This window comes from Stenotrophomonas sp., from assembly GCF_032056425.1.
GTDB lineage: Bacteria > Pseudomonadota > Gammaproteobacteria > Xanthomonadales > Xanthomonadaceae > Stenotrophomonas.
In genome coordinates, this window is sequence record NZ_DAMBCN010000013.1 from 54,381 (window position 1) to 69,902 (window position 15,522).

Annotated in this window: 12 protein-coding genes and 1 tRNA gene; 4 read left to right on the forward strand and 9 right to left on the reverse strand. The window is 63.5% G+C overall.

All coding sequences use genetic code 11. The annotated features are described in order from the left end of the window. Positions 1-920: 920 nt before the first annotated feature. From RTY46_RS10535 to RTY46_RS10545, 3 genes are all read right to left on the reverse strand, one after another. Positions 921-2,333, reverse strand: coding sequence for an XVIPCD domain-containing protein (locus RTY46_RS10535; RefSeq protein WP_312708256.1), 1,413 nt, complete (start codon positions 2,331-2,333; stop codon positions 921-923). Then, positions 2,326-3,009: a hypothetical protein gene (locus RTY46_RS10540; protein WP_312708257.1), complete on the reverse strand. Its 684-nt coding sequence runs from the start codon at positions 3,007-3,009 to the stop codon at positions 2,326-2,328. The genes RTY46_RS10535 and RTY46_RS10540 overlap by 8 nt, the downstream gene beginning before the upstream one ends. Before the next feature lie 97 nt (positions 3,010-3,106). Further along, entirely contained in the window at positions 3,107-3,454 is a 348-nt protein-coding gene (locus RTY46_RS10545; RefSeq protein ID WP_312708259.1) for a helix-turn-helix domain-containing protein, read from the reverse strand. Between the two features lie 101 nt (positions 3,455-3,555). Between RTY46_RS10545 and RTY46_RS10550 the strand changes: the two genes are divergently transcribed. Continuing rightward, positions 3,556-4,545, forward strand: coding sequence for an MDR family oxidoreductase (locus RTY46_RS10550; RefSeq protein WP_312708261.1), 990 nt, complete (start codon positions 3,556-3,558; stop codon positions 4,543-4,545). A 68-nt stretch (positions 4,546-4,613) separates the two neighbouring features. Here RTY46_RS10550 and RTY46_RS10555 read toward each other — a convergent pair whose 3' ends face one another. After that, entirely contained in the window at positions 4,614-5,348 is a 735-nt protein-coding gene (locus RTY46_RS10555) for a hypothetical protein (protein WP_312708262.1), read from the reverse strand. Between the two features lie 179 nt (positions 5,349-5,527). Between RTY46_RS10555 and RTY46_RS10560 the strand changes: the two genes are divergently transcribed. Next, positions 5,528-8,281 carry a UvrD-helicase domain-containing protein gene (locus RTY46_RS10560; RefSeq protein ID WP_312708263.1) on the forward strand — a complete coding sequence of 918 codons (2,754 nt, stop codon included), beginning with the start codon at positions 5,528-5,530 and terminating at the stop codon, positions 8,279-8,281. 122 nt (positions 8,282-8,403) lie between these two features. On the opposite strand, the gene RTY46_RS10565 is transcribed toward RTY46_RS10560, so the two are convergent. From RTY46_RS10565 to RTY46_RS10580, 4 genes are all read right to left on the reverse strand, one after another. Further along, positions 8,404-10,593 (reverse strand): XVIPCD domain-containing protein, encoded by a 2,190-nt coding sequence (locus tag RTY46_RS10565; protein ID WP_312708264.1) that lies wholly within the window; start codon positions 10,591-10,593, stop codon positions 8,404-8,406. Between the two features lie 47 nt (positions 10,594-10,640). After that, complete coding sequence (locus RTY46_RS10570; RefSeq protein ID WP_312708265.1) at positions 10,641-11,336, reverse strand: hypothetical protein; 696 nt, start codon at positions 11,334-11,336, stop codon at positions 10,641-10,643. Positions 11,337-11,726: 390 nt separating this feature from the next. Next, positions 11,727-11,816, reverse strand: a tRNA-Ser gene (locus RTY46_RS10575). 102 nt (positions 11,817-11,918) lie between these two features. Beyond that, positions 11,919-12,911 (reverse strand): LysR family transcriptional regulator, encoded by a 993-nt coding sequence (locus RTY46_RS10580; RefSeq protein WP_079222336.1) that lies wholly within the window; start codon positions 12,909-12,911, stop codon positions 11,919-11,921. Positions 12,912-13,035: 124 nt separating this feature from the next. Between RTY46_RS10580 and RTY46_RS10585 the strand changes: the two genes are divergently transcribed. Together RTY46_RS10585 and RTY46_RS10590 are read left to right on the forward strand one after the other, a co-directional pair. After that, positions 13,036-13,620: an NAD(P)H-dependent oxidoreductase gene (locus RTY46_RS10585; RefSeq protein WP_108753482.1), complete on the forward strand. Its 585-nt coding sequence runs from the start codon at positions 13,036-13,038 to the stop codon at positions 13,618-13,620. Between the two features lie 147 nt (positions 13,621-13,767). Then, on the forward strand, positions 13,768-14,118 hold the full coding sequence (locus tag RTY46_RS10590) for a ligand-binding protein SH3 (protein ID WP_312708267.1): 351 nt from the start codon (positions 13,768-13,770) through the stop codon (positions 14,116-14,118). An 82-nt stretch (positions 14,119-14,200) separates the two neighbouring features. On the opposite strand, the gene serS is transcribed toward RTY46_RS10590, so the two are convergent. Next, positions 14,201-15,481, reverse strand: coding sequence for a serine--tRNA ligase (serS, locus tag RTY46_RS10595; protein ID WP_312708269.1), 1,281 nt, complete (start codon positions 15,479-15,481; stop codon positions 14,201-14,203). Between the last annotated feature and the right edge of the window lie 41 nt (positions 15,482-15,522).

A 15,522-nucleotide genomic window follows, 5' to 3' on the forward strand; every position in this document is an offset into this window, starting at 1 on the left:
CCAAGGTGGGCACCTACCGGGCAGCGCGCCGCCCTGCGTGGCCCCGGCTTGGTAGATGCCCACCTTGGTGGGCATTGCTCTTCGCCTATCCCTCGTGCCCACCAAGGTGGGCACCTACCGGGCAAGCCGCCGCCTCTGGCCTGTCACGGAACAAGACACCGTTCCACCTGCAGCGACGATGCCTCGCAGGCATCGAACAACCCATCGACCACCGCCGCTGACGGGCGGCCCGTCGGATCATCACTTTCCCGCGCCAAATGGGCGGCATGCAGCACGGCGGTCAATGCGGTAATGCCCGACGCGCAGCGTGTGGCAATGGCCAGGTCGAGCGCGCGGGGGCGCTTAGACGGTGTTCGACCCACGGTTCACCGTCGGCACGCAGGTTCCTGCCGTGGGCTTTCAGGTGCGCGAAGAACGCAGACAGCTCGACGCTGTCGGCGGAATCGCAGAGCGCGTCTTCCAGCTGTTCGGCGATGGCATTGGGCAGATCGCGCGTGGCGTTACCCAGCAGTGGCGGACGGTGCGGGTTGGCGTGCCGGATACGAAGTACGAGAAGCCGGCGGATCGGAAGATCCCCACGCACCGTCCACCATGGACTGGCAAGCGGTGCATTGTCGGGGCCGCACCGTGCGGTGCAAACCCGACGCCATGTACTTCGTAAGTTCGGGACGCCAATCCCGGCCAGGGCGAGTGCCTTGGCCGGGGCCATCATTCGCGCGCCGTCCAGGCCTGAAAAGAGGCAGAAACGGCAACGTGTGCACCCTGCGACAACCGGGCCGTTTCGGCTGCTGAAGCCGTGACGAAACGCACGCGGCGGAGAGCTCAATCGTCCGCTATTGCATAGCCGATAACGACGTTGGAGACATCAGAACCGCTCCCCACGTGCGAACCGCGACAGACCCGCAGTCCTGCAGCCCCCGTCACAGGCCCCGCATCGACTGCGCGTGTGTCTGCATCTCCGTCTGCCGCTGTGTCCGCTCTTGGGTCTGCTGCAGGGATCGGGTCTGGCGAATCCCTTCCGCCTGCTCCAGGCTCTGCTGCGCAGGCTCCTGGGCTGCCAGACGACCGTCCACGCGTGCGTGGAAATGCGGCCCAGCGTCTCCGAACGGCGCGTGCACGGCAAAGACGGCCTGGGCGCCATCGCCGCGCAGCGCACCGGTTACCTGGTCCACGCGCTTTATCAGCGGATCGCCGACCTGCTGCCGGTACAGAGAAGCGCTGACGTTGCGGGACTCCTCGGCGGACCAAGTACCCGTCCCCTGCACCCAATCATGGATTCTGGCGTAGGTGGAATGATCGGGGTGCGCCGGATTATCGGCCAGCACCGGGGCGTCGCGCACCGCCGAGGGCGGAAGCACATCGGGCTGCGCCCTGATGGTCGGGCCGATCTGCCTGATGCTGTACGGATGCAGTTCGCCATGGGACGTATCAGTGAGCGGGAACGTATTACCCTGCCCTCCCAGCTGAACACCGTTTGCCTGTATCTGGATGAGGTTGCCCTTCAGTTCGGCAACGTTCAAGCCAATATGGGGCACCGTCCCGCCGGATTCCCTGGCTACCCGTGCCGACACCTGCGCCGCGATGGAGACGGCGGAGGAAAGGTAGAAGTTATTGTAGTCCGAGGTGCCTGAGTGGCCCAGCCCGGAACTCGGCGGATCAAAATGACAGACCGCCACGGCGTTGACGGCAGGGCTATCGATGTTGCCCCCGGTTCGCTGCATGCCATTGGGGTCAAGGTGGATACCGGGAGCAGCGCGGCCATTGGCGAAGCAACGCGATGTACCCTCGAGCCGCCGCATCAACATTTCCCCGTCAATGTCCGCATCCTCGTGCTTGACGCGGCTGGCAACTGCGTTCATCGACACCAGCTCGGCAAAGGCTTCGTTCTGACGAAACGCTTTGACGAAGTTGCGGGTGTGCTCGGTGATATCGGCAGTGGATGCCCCCGAGGCAGCGCCTCTGTTCAGAGATGATTCCACGTAGGACGCAAAGGCGGCCGTACTGAACTCACTGGACCTGGCCATCAGGGCATGACCTGTTTCATGACCCAGCACCCCAGTGATGAGATCAATCCGCGCCACGGGGTCGGCCTGCAGGAAGATGTTGGAATTGATGCTGATGGATCGGGTGCCCGGGTTGAAGTGCCCACCTTCATTGGGCGTGCTCGCCACAGTGATGTGTTTCAGATCGCCGCGCTCGACGGCCTCGCGCATCAGGTCCGCCAGCACGGGCGACGATGTGACCGCCTCGCGCAAGTTGTCGGCCGCCCATTTGGGAAGCGCCGACTGGCGCCCGGTCTCCTGCAGCATGCGTTCGACACGGGGATCAATCATCGTTGCGCCCCAGCTGGAACGTTACCGTGGTGAAGCAGGTCGGATCATCCCGGCGATCAGGCCTTACGACAACAAACAGACTGACCGATGGCGCCACTCGTCTGTGGAAGGTGATCCGCTGGTCATAGCCGAAGGTAGGAACGACTGCGGCAAAACCGTCTTCCCCCAGCTGACGACTGAGCGGCGTGTAAGACAGACAGGCCTGCGGGCTCATCGTCAGCTCGATGAAAAGACCGGGTCGTTGCCGGTCCAGCTTCCAGGCCGCCCAACTGTAGCGGCCCTCGCCGATGCGCCCGGCAGCTCCCCAGCGTTGGTTGCGCACATCTGGCGGCAGCTTCAGCCCAAGGATTTTCTCCAGGCGCTCCGGCTCCGAATCGCCTGCTGCTCGGTAGGCACTGGCCAGCGCAAGGATCTTCTCCAGCATCTGCGCTTCAGTAAGCACGGGGCCGGGCGACAGCTCGGCATACCCGGCGAACGGCTTGATTGACCGATTGTCCAGGGAAGCAGCTTCATCCGCGATAGCGGCGGCACCGTCCTGGGCCTGGCGAATCTGCAACTCGGTTGCGTCCTGCACTGCCTTCTCCTGTTGTGCGTCTGGTGGCGCAGCGCAGGCTACCGGTCCGAGCAACACGGCAACGGTGAAAACGGCGGCCATTCCTTTGCCAAAATTATCCATGGCCCACGCGATCCTGGGGGGTTGCGGCCAGCCTACCCCCGGCTGTGCAGCCCGTGCAACGCGGGCTTCGTGAATCCATGCGCACCATCGCGCTTGGTCAGCTGCCGCTGCCCTCGCGCTGGTAGCCGCGATACGTTTCGCCCCACTCGCGCATGGCCAGCAGCACCGGCACCAGCGTGTGGCCGAACTCGGACAGTTCGTACTCCACCTTCGGCGGCACTTCCGGATAGACATGGCGGATCACCACGCCATCAGCCTCCAGCTCGCGCAGCTGGCTGGTCAACATCGATTGGGTGGCGTTGGGCACACGCCGCGTCAGTTCCATGAACCGGCGCCTGCCCTTGATCAAGTGGAACAGAATGATCGGCTTCCACACGCCGCCCATCACCGAGAGGGTGACTTCCACGGCGCATCCACTTTTGTTGTCCCAACGCTTACTACGCATGAATACTCCGGAAAACCATAGTACCTACGAAAAACCATCGTTCTTGTTGCAATAACGGTGCGAGCCTAGCATGGGCGCATCCATTGACCGTGAGGCCCGCGATGACATTCAAGGCACTACTTTCCAGCAAGACCGACGACCGCGTCGTTACTGAACTGGTCGATTTTGATGAGGCCGACCTGATGGACGGCGATGTGCTGGTGCAGGTCGATTATTCGACCCTGAATTACAAGGACGCGCTGGCGCTGACCAACAGCCGCCCGGTCATCCAGAAATTCCCGCTGATTCCCGGTATCGACCTGGCAGGCGTGGTGCTGGAATCCAGCAATGCCGATTTCAAGGCCGGTGATCGCGTGGTGCTCAATGGCTGGGATCTGAGCATGGGCCACCACGGCGGCCTGGCCCAGCGCGCCCGCGTGCGCGGCGAGTGGCTGAACAAGATTCCCGGCAACCTGACTACCCGCGATGCCATGGCCATCGGCACCGCTGGCTATACCGCCATGCTGTCCGTGCTGGCACTGGAAGATGCGGGCGTGACACCGGAGAAAGGCGATGTGCTGGTGACCGGCGCCAATGGCGGCGTAGGCTCGATTGCCGTCTCCATCCTTTCCAAGCTGGGCTATCGCGTGGTGGCCGCCACCGGCCGCCCCGAACATGCCGAGTACCTGCACAGCCTGGGCGCGGCGGAGATCATCGACCGCGCGCAGCTGTCCGAGCCGCGCAAGAAGCCGATCAGCGCCGAGCGCTGGGCAGGCGTGGTGGACGTGGCCGGCGGCCCGACCCTGGTCAACGCGCTTGCCGAAACGAAGTACCGCGGCGCGGTGGCCGCCTGCGGCCTGGCACAGAGCGATGCGCTGCACGGCTCGGTGCTACCGTTCATCCTGCGCAACGTCACCCTGGCCGGCGTGGATTCGGTGAACGCACCGCAGGACGTACGCCAGCGTGCATGGGACCGCCTGGCCACCGATCTGGACCCGCAGAAGCTGGAAAGCACGGTGCAGTTGATCGGGCTGGCTGAAGTGCTGGATGTGTACGAGCAGATCATCCCGGGCAAGGTGCGCGGGCGGATCGTGGTGGATGTGAACGCCTGATGGCAGGCAGGCCCACGGTGGCACAGTGCCACCGCGGGGCCGATGGCGTGCCCTGCTTCAATGCAGCGCTATTCTGAAACTGCAATCGGCGGATTGCATTCGCTGCGGAATTTCCCCGCTTTCCGGTCCAGCTCAGCACGCAGCTTGGGAATCTTCGCCAGCTTGCCGCGCATCGTCGCGATGGGCAGCACACCCTTGAAGTAGCTTTCCGTCACACCCACCGCGTCTGGCGCACCGCGGATGTTCCACACCAGTTTTTCCAGGCCCGTACCGTAAGCCAGCAGCGTATCCAGAGACAGGAAAGCCCTTCCGCCAAGGTTGCCGTCGCGGAAGCGATTCCAGTCCATATTGGTTGTCAGGCTGGTGGAGTACACCGAAAACTGCTTGCTCGGATCTTCCGACCGATACAGGTGTATCCAGGTGTGTTTGGGATCTTTCAGCTGCTGGCCGATTTCCTTGGCGTCAAAACGGAAATTCATGACCACCACGACCTCAGCCTCGGGAACGACCTTCTGGCGCGTCGCGTCCACGGGCCAGTAGTAACTCAGGCTCCAGGTGCTGGTCATGCCAGTGCCGAATGGCGTGCTGTTTGACGTCCACTGGTAGGTATCCCGCGATGCCGTAGCGCCCGTCGCTCCGTCTACCTGCCGGGACACAGTCCATGCACCGTCCGCCTCATCCATCCCGAAGCTGCAGAACAGTGCCGGGCCCGACGATTGCGCCAATGCGGGCAGTGCTGCGGCACACAGTGCAATGGCCACAACACAGGTGCGACCAGCGGTGGAAAACAGTCCTGCAGGCATTGGATTCCTTCCCGGGTTCCCATCCATGGAGGGGTCGCAGCCATCCGCTACGGCCTGGCGACAGCCTAACTCACTTTGACCGCACGGCAACAGTCACACGCCTCATCAAGCCCCCTTATCATGGGGCTGTAAGGGCGCTTCACGCCCAGTGACGTACGCAAGGCAGTATCTGGATGTCTATGGAATGGCGCCCCTCGGGCTGGGGCCAACGCGTGACCCGCTCACCGGACTGGCGACTGCGGCTGGAAGGCGAGCACGTCGCGCTTCTGATCGAGGGTCGGCAGTACCGACAACACCTGGACGGCGACCAGCGGGTACGCGTGCTTCCCGGCCTGTTCTGGGCCAGGGTTGCGCTGCAGACCGAGGACGGCGAAATGCTGTCCGTCGATGGCCTGCCCAACCGCGAGGCCTCCCGGTTGTCGGCCGCTGTCCAGCAGGTGCTCTTTGTACGCACCACGCGTGGGCGCAAGGCGCTCTTTGCAGACACCCTGGCGCAGATCCAGGCCTGGCTGGCCGAGGCAGATGCGCTGACCGACCGAAGCAGCGCCGGCCGCCGCTGGATCACGCACGAGCAGCAGCAGACGCTGCTGGCCGAGCGCCCCGCCCTGCCCCTGTCGCCTGCCGAGCTGCGGCGACTGTTCCTCGATGATGCCGTGCACGATGACCTGCATTCGCACAGCCACCGTGCCGCGATGGACGCCCTGCACGACTGGGAACTGGATTGGCCATCCGTCTGGGCCGAGGCCAACGCAACCATGACAACGCGCGAGCTGGTGCTGGCCAAGGACTTCCTGGGCCGGGTCGAGAGCAAACCGCTGACCGAGGAACAGGCCCGCGCGGTCATCTGCTTCGACAACTGCGTGCAGGTCGTCGCTTCGGCTGGTTCCGGCAAGACCTCGACGATGGTGGCCAAGGCCGCTTATGCCATCGACCGTGGTTTTGTGGCGCCCGACCGCATCGTAATGCTGGCCTTCAACAAGGATGCGGCCAAGGAACTGGAAGCGCGCGCGCAGCGGTCGTTCGAGCGGCTGGGCATGGGCGATACCGTGGTGGAGGCGCGCACCTTCCACGCACTGGGCCTGTCGATCATCGCCAAGGCGACCGGGCGCAAGCCCGATGTTCCCGAATGGGCCATCGATGCAACGCTGGGCTTCAACAAACTGGCCGAACTGGTGGACGACCTGAAGGACCGCTCGACCCACTTCCGTACCCAGTGGGACATGTTCCGGCTGGTATTCGGCCGCGACCTTCCGCCGCTGGGCGCGCAGATGCTGGCCGATGGCTACGATCGCGATGGCACGCCCTACATCCGCACCCTGCAGGGCGAGCGGGTGAAGAGTCTGGAAGAGTGCGTGATTGCCGATTGGCTGTTCTACAACGGCGTGGCCTACGACTACGAGCGGCGCTACGAATTCGATACTGCTACCGATACCCATCGCCAGTATCGACCAGACTTCTATTACCCGGATGCCGAGCTCTATCACGAGCACTTCGCGCTGGATGCCGACGGCCAACCGCCGCCGCAGTTCGCCCACTATGCCGAGGGCGTGCGCTGGAAGCGTGAGCAGCATGCCGCACGCGGGACTGCGCTGGTCGAGACGACTTCGTTCGGGCTGCGCAGTGGCGAAGCCCTGCACCATCTGTCGGAACGGCTGGGCGAATCGCGCATCGAACTGGACCCGAACCCGGACCGCGAACTGCCCGACGCCGGCGCCAAGCCCATGCCCGATGCCGATCTGATCGGTTTGATGCGCACCTTCATTGCCCATGCCAAGAGCAACTGCCTGAGCCTGGAAGACATGGCCGAGCGCCTGCGACAGATGCCCGAAGACCAGTTCAAGGAACGCTACCGGCGCTTCCTGGAAATCGCCGGGCCCGTGTTCCAGGCGTGGGATGACGCGCTGGCCGACGAACGCAGCATCGATTTCGAGGACATGTTGAACATGGCCGCCGGACTGCTGGAACAGGGCCATTATGAATCGCCCTACGAACTGGTGATGGCCGACGAATTCCAGGACGCCTCGCGCGCCCGCGCCCGCCTGTGCCGCGCCCTGGTCAGCCGCCCGGGCCGTTATCTGTTTGCGGTGGGCGACGACTGGCAGTCGATCAACCGGTTCGCCGGTGCCGATGTTTCCGTAATGACCGGCTTCCGCGAATGGATGGGGCACGGCCAGGTACTGAAACTGGAGCAGACCTTCCGCTGCCCACAGGAGCTGTGCGATATCTCCAGCCGCTTCATCAGCCGCAACCCGGCGCAGATCGCCAAGGCGGTTCGTTCTGCGACGGCGCCTGTTGGACCGGTGCTGCAGGCATTCCAGATGACCCGGCGCGAAGAAGTGCAGGATGGCGTTCACCAGTATCTGGCGACGCTGCACCAGCAACTGCTGTCCGGCGCGGTGCCTCGCGGCCGCAGCGGGCGCGTGACGGTGTTCATTCTGGGCCGCTACCGGAATGAGCGCAGCGCACTGCCGGCGGATTGGAAGACGGCGTTTGGCAGCACGATGGACGTCGAATTCCTGACCGCGCACCGTTCAAAGGGGCGCGAAGCCGACTACGTGATTCTGCCGGGAATGGTGAACCGTGGATTCCCCAGCCTGCGCGCAGACGACCCGGTGCTTTCGCTGGCGATGCCCGAAGGCGATACCTTCCCGCTGGGCGAAGAACGACGGCTGTTCTATGTGGCGCTGACGCGTGCGCGGCGGAGTGTTGTGATGTTCACGCTGCAGGGCAAGCGCTCGCCGTTCCTGGATGAGTTGGTGGAGGATGGCGTGATGGAAGTTACGAGCGTGTCGGGTGTGGCGATCAAGGAGGAGCGCTGCCCGGTGTGCAAGGTGGGGGTGTTTGTCGAGCGGAATGGGCCGCACGGGGCGTTCCGGTCGTGTTCCAGTTATCCGTTGTGCCATAACAAGCCACGGGGTGGGCGCAGCAGCTAGGATCCAGGATCTGCACTCACTTGCGGTCCTCATCAGCCCCAAACGCCCTGGCGTGTCGTTGCCCCCACTCCGTCATCTACGAGCGGCGACAGAGGCGTCCCCCGTCGCGCCGCTCAGGCAAGTTAAAGTCCTCGAATCGAGGCGTCTGACACTTGCTGCTGCGACAGGCGCTCGTCTTGCTGCGTCAGCGCCTGTCGCTGAGTGAGTTCCTGCACCTTCTCGGCAGTCTCTTGCATGGGCGGGTGCCTCTGCGATACGTCCGTGATGGCTCGGTAGCCGGCGCACGTACCCAGTACCACCAGCCGGTCACCCATCATCTGGATGCTGCCAATGCTGGACACATCGGTCATGCCATTCTTCCTGGTCGCATAAAGTGCCGTAGCGACCACGTCATCCGAGATATGCGGGGGCGTTCCGCTTCGGATCGTGTCGAAAATCCGCCTATCGCCAGTCGACAGCGAATTGTAGGCCTGCAGCTGCTCACGGGTGCGCTCGTCCGCGGTCGCGCTTCTCACATAGTGCGGAGAGCGCGCTTGCGCCCACTGACACGCGTAATCCTCCATGGTTCCGGCGAGTACCTCGCCTGGATTGACGCTTACGCGTCGTTCCGGCGCGGACGCACGGCCACGCATGACTCCATCGATGTTTCCATCACGACCCATTTCCACGTTGGTGATCAGCATTTTCCCCCGCTCAGCGGCAACCAACAGCGCAGCCGCCAATTTTTCGCTATGAGGCCCATGCTGGATGCGCTGACCATCTTCCATGCGGTACACCTCCCCAAGGTTCTGCCGATACATGGCGTGCGCCGGGTGAGTCGAGTCGCGCAGATCATTCGGGAGTTGTAGCGATGGCCCGGCTCCCGCCAGTGGATCGCCTTGTGCGGGCGCAACAGGAACATGCTGATGATCGTGTCTGGGATCGACACTACCGTCCTGGGTGTGATGGAAGTTTCCTGATGTCGCCGGCGTCTGGCTGCTGTCGTAATAGGGTTGCGGCACCGACTTGTTGATCGTGATATTGATGCCTTCCTGCTCCATCAGACGTTCCTTCAGCCCGATGCTCGCCATGTTGAGCGTAAGCCTGTGAACGACGCCAGGATGACCTTGCACGTGCTCCCTCTCGGCCTCGGTTATTTTCTCCACCGCCCAAGTGCCGTAGCAATTTATATAGTCGGTCTTCCCACTCTCACCGAGATGCACGGGGCGCTGCCCAGGTGGTGCACTTGCATCCGGGCGATTGAAATAATGCTGCCCCATCGCGGCAATATTAGCCGGCGATTGGGAAAGCGTATTGTCAGAGTTGAAGGCGAGACCAGACCTTGGGACTGTCGCGTTTGTAGTGTTGTCCAGCTCTACGAAGTCCCGGGTGCGGCCTCGCCCCGCATGGCTCGGCAACAAACGCATGCCTTCGAGTGCAATACCCGGATTCAATCGTTCCTGACGACTCAGCAGAGCATTCCAGCCTGCAATTTCAGCTTTCGCCTCGTCGTTACGGCCAGCCTGAACGTAGTTCCGTACCGTGGGCGTGTAATCGTGAACTATCGCCGGCGATGCGGCAATCTGTCCAACCTGGCGGATAAATAAAGCCGTCGCTTGATTTTTCGCTGGGTGATTGAAGGCATGCTGCACTTCATGCCCGATCACGAATGTCAGATCATCCGGATCAAACCGGCCATTGGGATCAGCCACCGTGCTCGTCTGAAGGCCCGCCGGGGGAAGATTCAAGGTGTGCCTCCCGCCGTCGTAAGTTCCGCCAGCAGAGACGCCCGCTCGAACAAAGCCAAAGTTCTCCAACAGCATCCCTGACGCATTTCGGCTTGTATCGGGCGTTGTCGCCGCCCGCTTTACCTCTTCGGCCAGCACCTGAGAGCCGTTGAGTGTTGCCTGAAGATTCTCAAGCATATCCTGGCTGACGGGCTGCGGAGCCACCGGCGCACCTGCCCCGGGCAGCGTCGGAACGGTATAGGTGGAATGCCCGAACCGAATGGTCATCTCCTGGACCTGAAGCACTGCCCTCAGATCATCACCTGGCACCGCCCCACCAGGCTGGAGCGCAGCAGGAGGCAACGAGACAACTCCCGACTGTAGATCATAGTGCCCGACGTGATTCGGGACGCCGCCATCAGCCGCAGCCAGGGCGAAACCGCGAAGCTGGTTGGCAAGTGCTGCCGCATTCAATTCTGCAAGAAGCTTCGTATCGCTCGTGATTGCGGCGCGCAACTGTGCGCCCTGGTCGGGCGATACTTCCGCTTGTTGCCCAAATTGAGCAAGTGCAGCCTCAAGCCGCGCATTTGGCTGTAACCGAGCCATATCAGACCTTCCTTGTCAACGATCCTTAGGATTGTCCCGGTGCGCAGTTATGGGTGCCCTGACACATCATTGGTGACGAACAATCCAACCTTTCGAACGCATGCTGGATAGGCCTTTCCATCTGTGGATTGTCCCAGCTCAGGATCCAGTTCAACGTACAAACCCTCTTTGTCGTACTGGTTTTTTCCCGGAAATGTTCCATTCCTGCCACGCCTGTCGCGATACCCCATTCGTAACAGCGCATTGTGGTATTCGCGATAGCTTGGTGTGCAGAACGGAAACGGCTGCGGTGATGCGTCAGCATCACTGTGGAATTCCAGTTCAACGCCCCAGGTCTCGCCCGGCATCTCGATGGAGTATCGAAGAGCAAGGAACCAACCATTCCCTAATGGTTGACGATAAGAAGGGTAGATCGGATCTGAATCGAGCGTTACGCCCATGATTTCCTGGACGAGCTTCACAGATACATTGCTTTTTGACTGCACAGTAGCGATCAGCCTCAGGAATCGTTGTGCAGCGATTTCTGCACTGAGTCCCTGATCGGATACGTCATTGCGTTCCACGGGCATCATGACGGGGCTCTCCTTGCCTTCTTCGTAACGCGTCGCTGCATCGTAGTTGGCGGACACTGCTTTTGCCGCCTTGGTGTCTGGTCCTTCTGCGCGCACGGTTGGGACGCCAAGTCTTGCAGATTGCGCAACAGCGCCATGAGCACAAGCTGTAAGCAGAAGTGCATGCAGCATCAGGAGTGCGTGCCGAGTGAGATCCATCCTCATTGCGCACTGTCCGAATTGGAATGTGACCCCAGCATATCGCGGGTGAACGGAGAAAGCGCAACCGCGCCTTTGCATGCCGACAGCGAAATATTCTATTTCCGTGACCGGCACCCGGTAATTGCCCCAGGGCCACCACACAAACGTGCGCAATCGCACAATTAATCGGTGCGCACTTCGAGACACGTCAGTGCGAGAGGACACCGACAGAGCCGGGACCGACTTACGAAACGCCCGTCAGGCAGTCAAACAACAAACAAGGGGTGCGAAATGCGACCGCAGCGTTGTTCAGACTTGCACACTGCACCCGGAAGCAACCCGGATACGACGACAGCTGAACAGCCAAGAATCTGCAATCCGTGGCGGAGAGAGTGGGATTCGAACCCACGGAAGGTTTGACCCTTCGCCGGTTTTCAAGACCGGTGCCTTAAACCGCTCGGCCATCTCTCCGTATCGGCCCAGCCTGCTGGCCGGGCACGCATTCTCGCACGGCCGGGCGATTTGCCCAAGACCGGCGTAACGCCGGGCGTGACCCGGCGCTATCGGCAGGGCTCAGCCTGCATCCACCGCCAGCGCACCCAGCGCACTGGCCTTGATCTTCTCCTTGGCCTTCTCGCACGCGCCACCGCAGTCCAGGCGCGAGGCCTCCAGCTGCGGCGGCAGGTGTTCGGCCAGGAAGTCGATGAACACGCGCACCGCCGGCAGCAGGCCGCGGCGCGAGGCGAACACGGCGTGGCACACGCCCTGCGGCAGAGACCAGTCCGGCAGCACCACTTCCAGCTCACCGTTGCGCACGGCTTCGGCGCACACGGTTTCCGGCAGCATGGTGATGCCGAAACCGTCCTTCACCATGCTCTGCAGCAGCGGGAAGTCGAAGCCGGCCACGCGCGGCTGCAGGTCCACCCGGCGCACTTCGCCTTCCGGGCCATGCAGTTCCCAGCGCTGGCGCGCCTCGTCTTCGCTGATGCTGAGGGTGACGTGCTGGGTCAGCTCTTCCGGGTCCTTCGGGCGGCCGGCGCGGTCCAGGTACTTCGGGCTGGCCACCAGCAGTTCCTGCACCTGGCCGAAGCTGCGCATGACCAGGCTGCCGTCGTCGTCCAGGCGCGAACGCACGCGCAGGGCCACGTCGTAGCCTTCATTGATGATGTCCACGCGGCGGTTGCTGATGTTCAGCTGCAGGCGCACCTTGGGGTACTGCTCGAGGAACTTGGGCAGCAGCTTGGGCAGCTGCATCTGCGCCAGCGAGACGGGCACGCTGGCGCGCACGACGCCCCGCGGCTCGGCGCTGAGGCGGTCGACCACCTCGCGCGCGGCCTGGGCCTCGGCCAGCATGGTCTGCGCATGGCGGTGCACGCTGGTGCCGACGTCGGTGACGGCGAAGCGGCGCGTGGAACGCTGCAGCAGGCGCACGCCCAGGTCGGTTTCCAGCTGGCTGATACGGCGGCTCAGGCGCGATTTGGGAATACCCAGGGCGCGCTCGGCGGCGGCGAAACCACCGTGGTCCACGACCATGGCGAAGTAGTACAGGTCATTCAGGTCATGCATACCCGAGTTCCATATCTAGAACAATTCGTGGCATTGAACCACCTTTATCCCGCCCATGCAACAACCTATCGTTCTCTCCGTCGGCGGCGAACCCGCCCCTCCTTCCCGAACATAGGTGACTGCCATGAAGCTTCTGCATCTCGACGCCAGCGTGCTTGGCGACAACTCGGTCTCGCGCCAGCTGACTGCGGCGGTGGTCGCCCAGTTCAAGGACCAGATCGACGGCCTGCAGGTCGATTATCGCGATCTGGACGCCAACCCGGTACCCCATTTGCGCAGCGGCTCGCTGGCCGGCGCCGATGCCGCTGAGGCGGCCGATGCTGAACAGGTGATGCAGCAGTTCCTGGCCGCCGACATCCTTGTCATCGGCGCGCCGATGTACAACTTCAGCATTCCGTCCACCCTGAAGGCCTGGATTGACCGCGTGGCCGTGGCCGGGCGCACCTTCAAGTACACCGAGAACGGCCCGGTCGGCCTGGCCGGCGGCAAGCGCGTGATCGTGGTGAGCGCCCGTGGTGGCATCTACACCGATTCGCCGGCCGACTTCCAGGAGCCCTTCCTGCGCCAGGTGTTCGCGTTCATGGGCATCGACAACGTCGAGTTCGTGCGTGCCGAGGGCATCGCCTACTCGCCGAAGCACCGCGAAGACGCCATTGCCGGCGCGCTGTCGGCCCTGCCGTCGCACGCTGCCGAAGAAGTGGCTGCGTAAGTACTGCGTTCCAGCGACCGGCGCCCTCCCCCCTCCTCGTCGGGGGCGCTGATTGCGGGCCGGGAACCCCTCCCCCATCCCGGCCCACCCTGACGGCTCCGCATTGCGGGGCCGTTTTTTGTTGCGTGGGGCCGGTAGGCTGGGGGCATGGACTACATCGTGACCACTGCGCACCGCAGCGAATTTCCGCAACCGATCACCCTGCGCCGTGGGCAGGCGCTGGTGGTGGGCGAACGTTATGAAGGCCCTGAGGGCTGGGAAGACTGGTTTCTATGCCAGGCCGAGGGACAGGAGCCAGGGTTCGTGCCGGCCCCGGTGATCGGCCGCGATGCGCACGGTGGCGCATTTGCCACGCAGGATTACTGCGCGCGGGAGCTGGATGTGGATCCAGGGCAGGTGTTGCGTGGGGTACGCACGCTCAATGGCTGGGCGTGGTGTGTGCCGCAGGCGGGCGAGCCCGGGTGGGTGCCGTTGGAGAAGGTGCGGGTTGTGGGGTGAACCACGGACGGGGTCAGAGCCCTTTCCTGCGGAAAGGGAATCTGACCCCACACCCGCCGGGCATGGCCCGGCGCTACCGGGTTCAACCGATGGTTTCGATACCGCCCATGTACGGGCGCAGCACGTCCGGCACGGTGATGGTGCCGTCGGCGTTCTGGTAGTTCTCCATCACGGCGATCATCGCGCGGCCGACGGCCACGCCCGAACCGTTCAGGGTGTGCACCAGTTCCGGCTTGCCGGTGGCCGGGTTGCGCCAGCGGGCCTGCATGCGGCGGGCCTGGAAATCACCGGTGTTGGAGCACGAGCTGATCTCGCGGTAGGTGTTCTGCGACGGCAGCCAGACTTCCAGGTCGTAGGTTTTGATGGCCGAGAAGCCCATGTCACCGGTGCACAGCAGCACCTTGCGGTACGGCAGGCCCAGCTTTTCCAGCACCACTTCGGCACAACGGGTCATGCGCTGGTGCTCGGCGTCGCTGTCTTCCGGGCGGCAAATGGACACCAGTTCCACCTTCTCGAACTGGTGCTGGCGGATCATGCCGCGCACGTCGCGGCCGCCGCTGCCGGCCTCGGCGCGGAAGCACATCGAGTGGGCGGTCACGCGCAGCGGCAGGCGCTCGGCGTCGACAATCTCGTCGCGCACCAGGTTGGTCAGCGGCACTTCCGAGGTCGGGATCAGGTAGCGCGTGGAATCGCCCACGGCGGTCTTGAACAGGTCGTCCTCGAACTTCGGCAGCTGGCCGGTGCCACGCAGCGAATCGGCGTTGACCAGCAGCGGCACGTTGGTTTCTTCGTAGCCGTGCTCACCGGCGTGCAGGTCCAGCATGAACTGGGCCAGGGCACGGTGCAGGCGGGCCACCTGGCCGCGCAGCACGGTGAAGCGCGAGCCGGACAGCTTGGCGGCGGTCTCGGCGTCCAGGCCGGCGTTGCGTGCGCCCAGCTCGACGTGGTCCAGCACCGGGAAATCGAAGCTGCGCGGGGTGCCCCAGCGCGCCTGTTCCACGTTGTCGTTCTCGTCGGCACCGGCCGGCACATCGTCAGCCGGCAGGTTGGGAATGCCGGCGGCGATGATTTCGATCTTCTCGCGCAGCGCGTCCAGTGCCACTTCCGAGGCCTTCAGCTCGTCGGCAAACGCGGCCACTTCGGCCATGATGGCCGACACGTCCTCGCCCTTGGCCTTGGCCTGGCCGATGGCCTTGGAACGGCTGTTGCGCAGGCTCTGCAGTTCCTGGGTACGCACCTGGATACGCTTGCGATCGGCCTCCAGGGACTCCAGGGCAGACACGTCGAGCTCGAAGCCGCGGCTGGTGCGCAGGCGTTCGGCGAGGTCGGCGGGCTGGTGGCGGAGCAGGGCTGGATCAAGCATGGCAGGTGTCGTGGTGGGTAACAGGGACGGGATTATCGCCT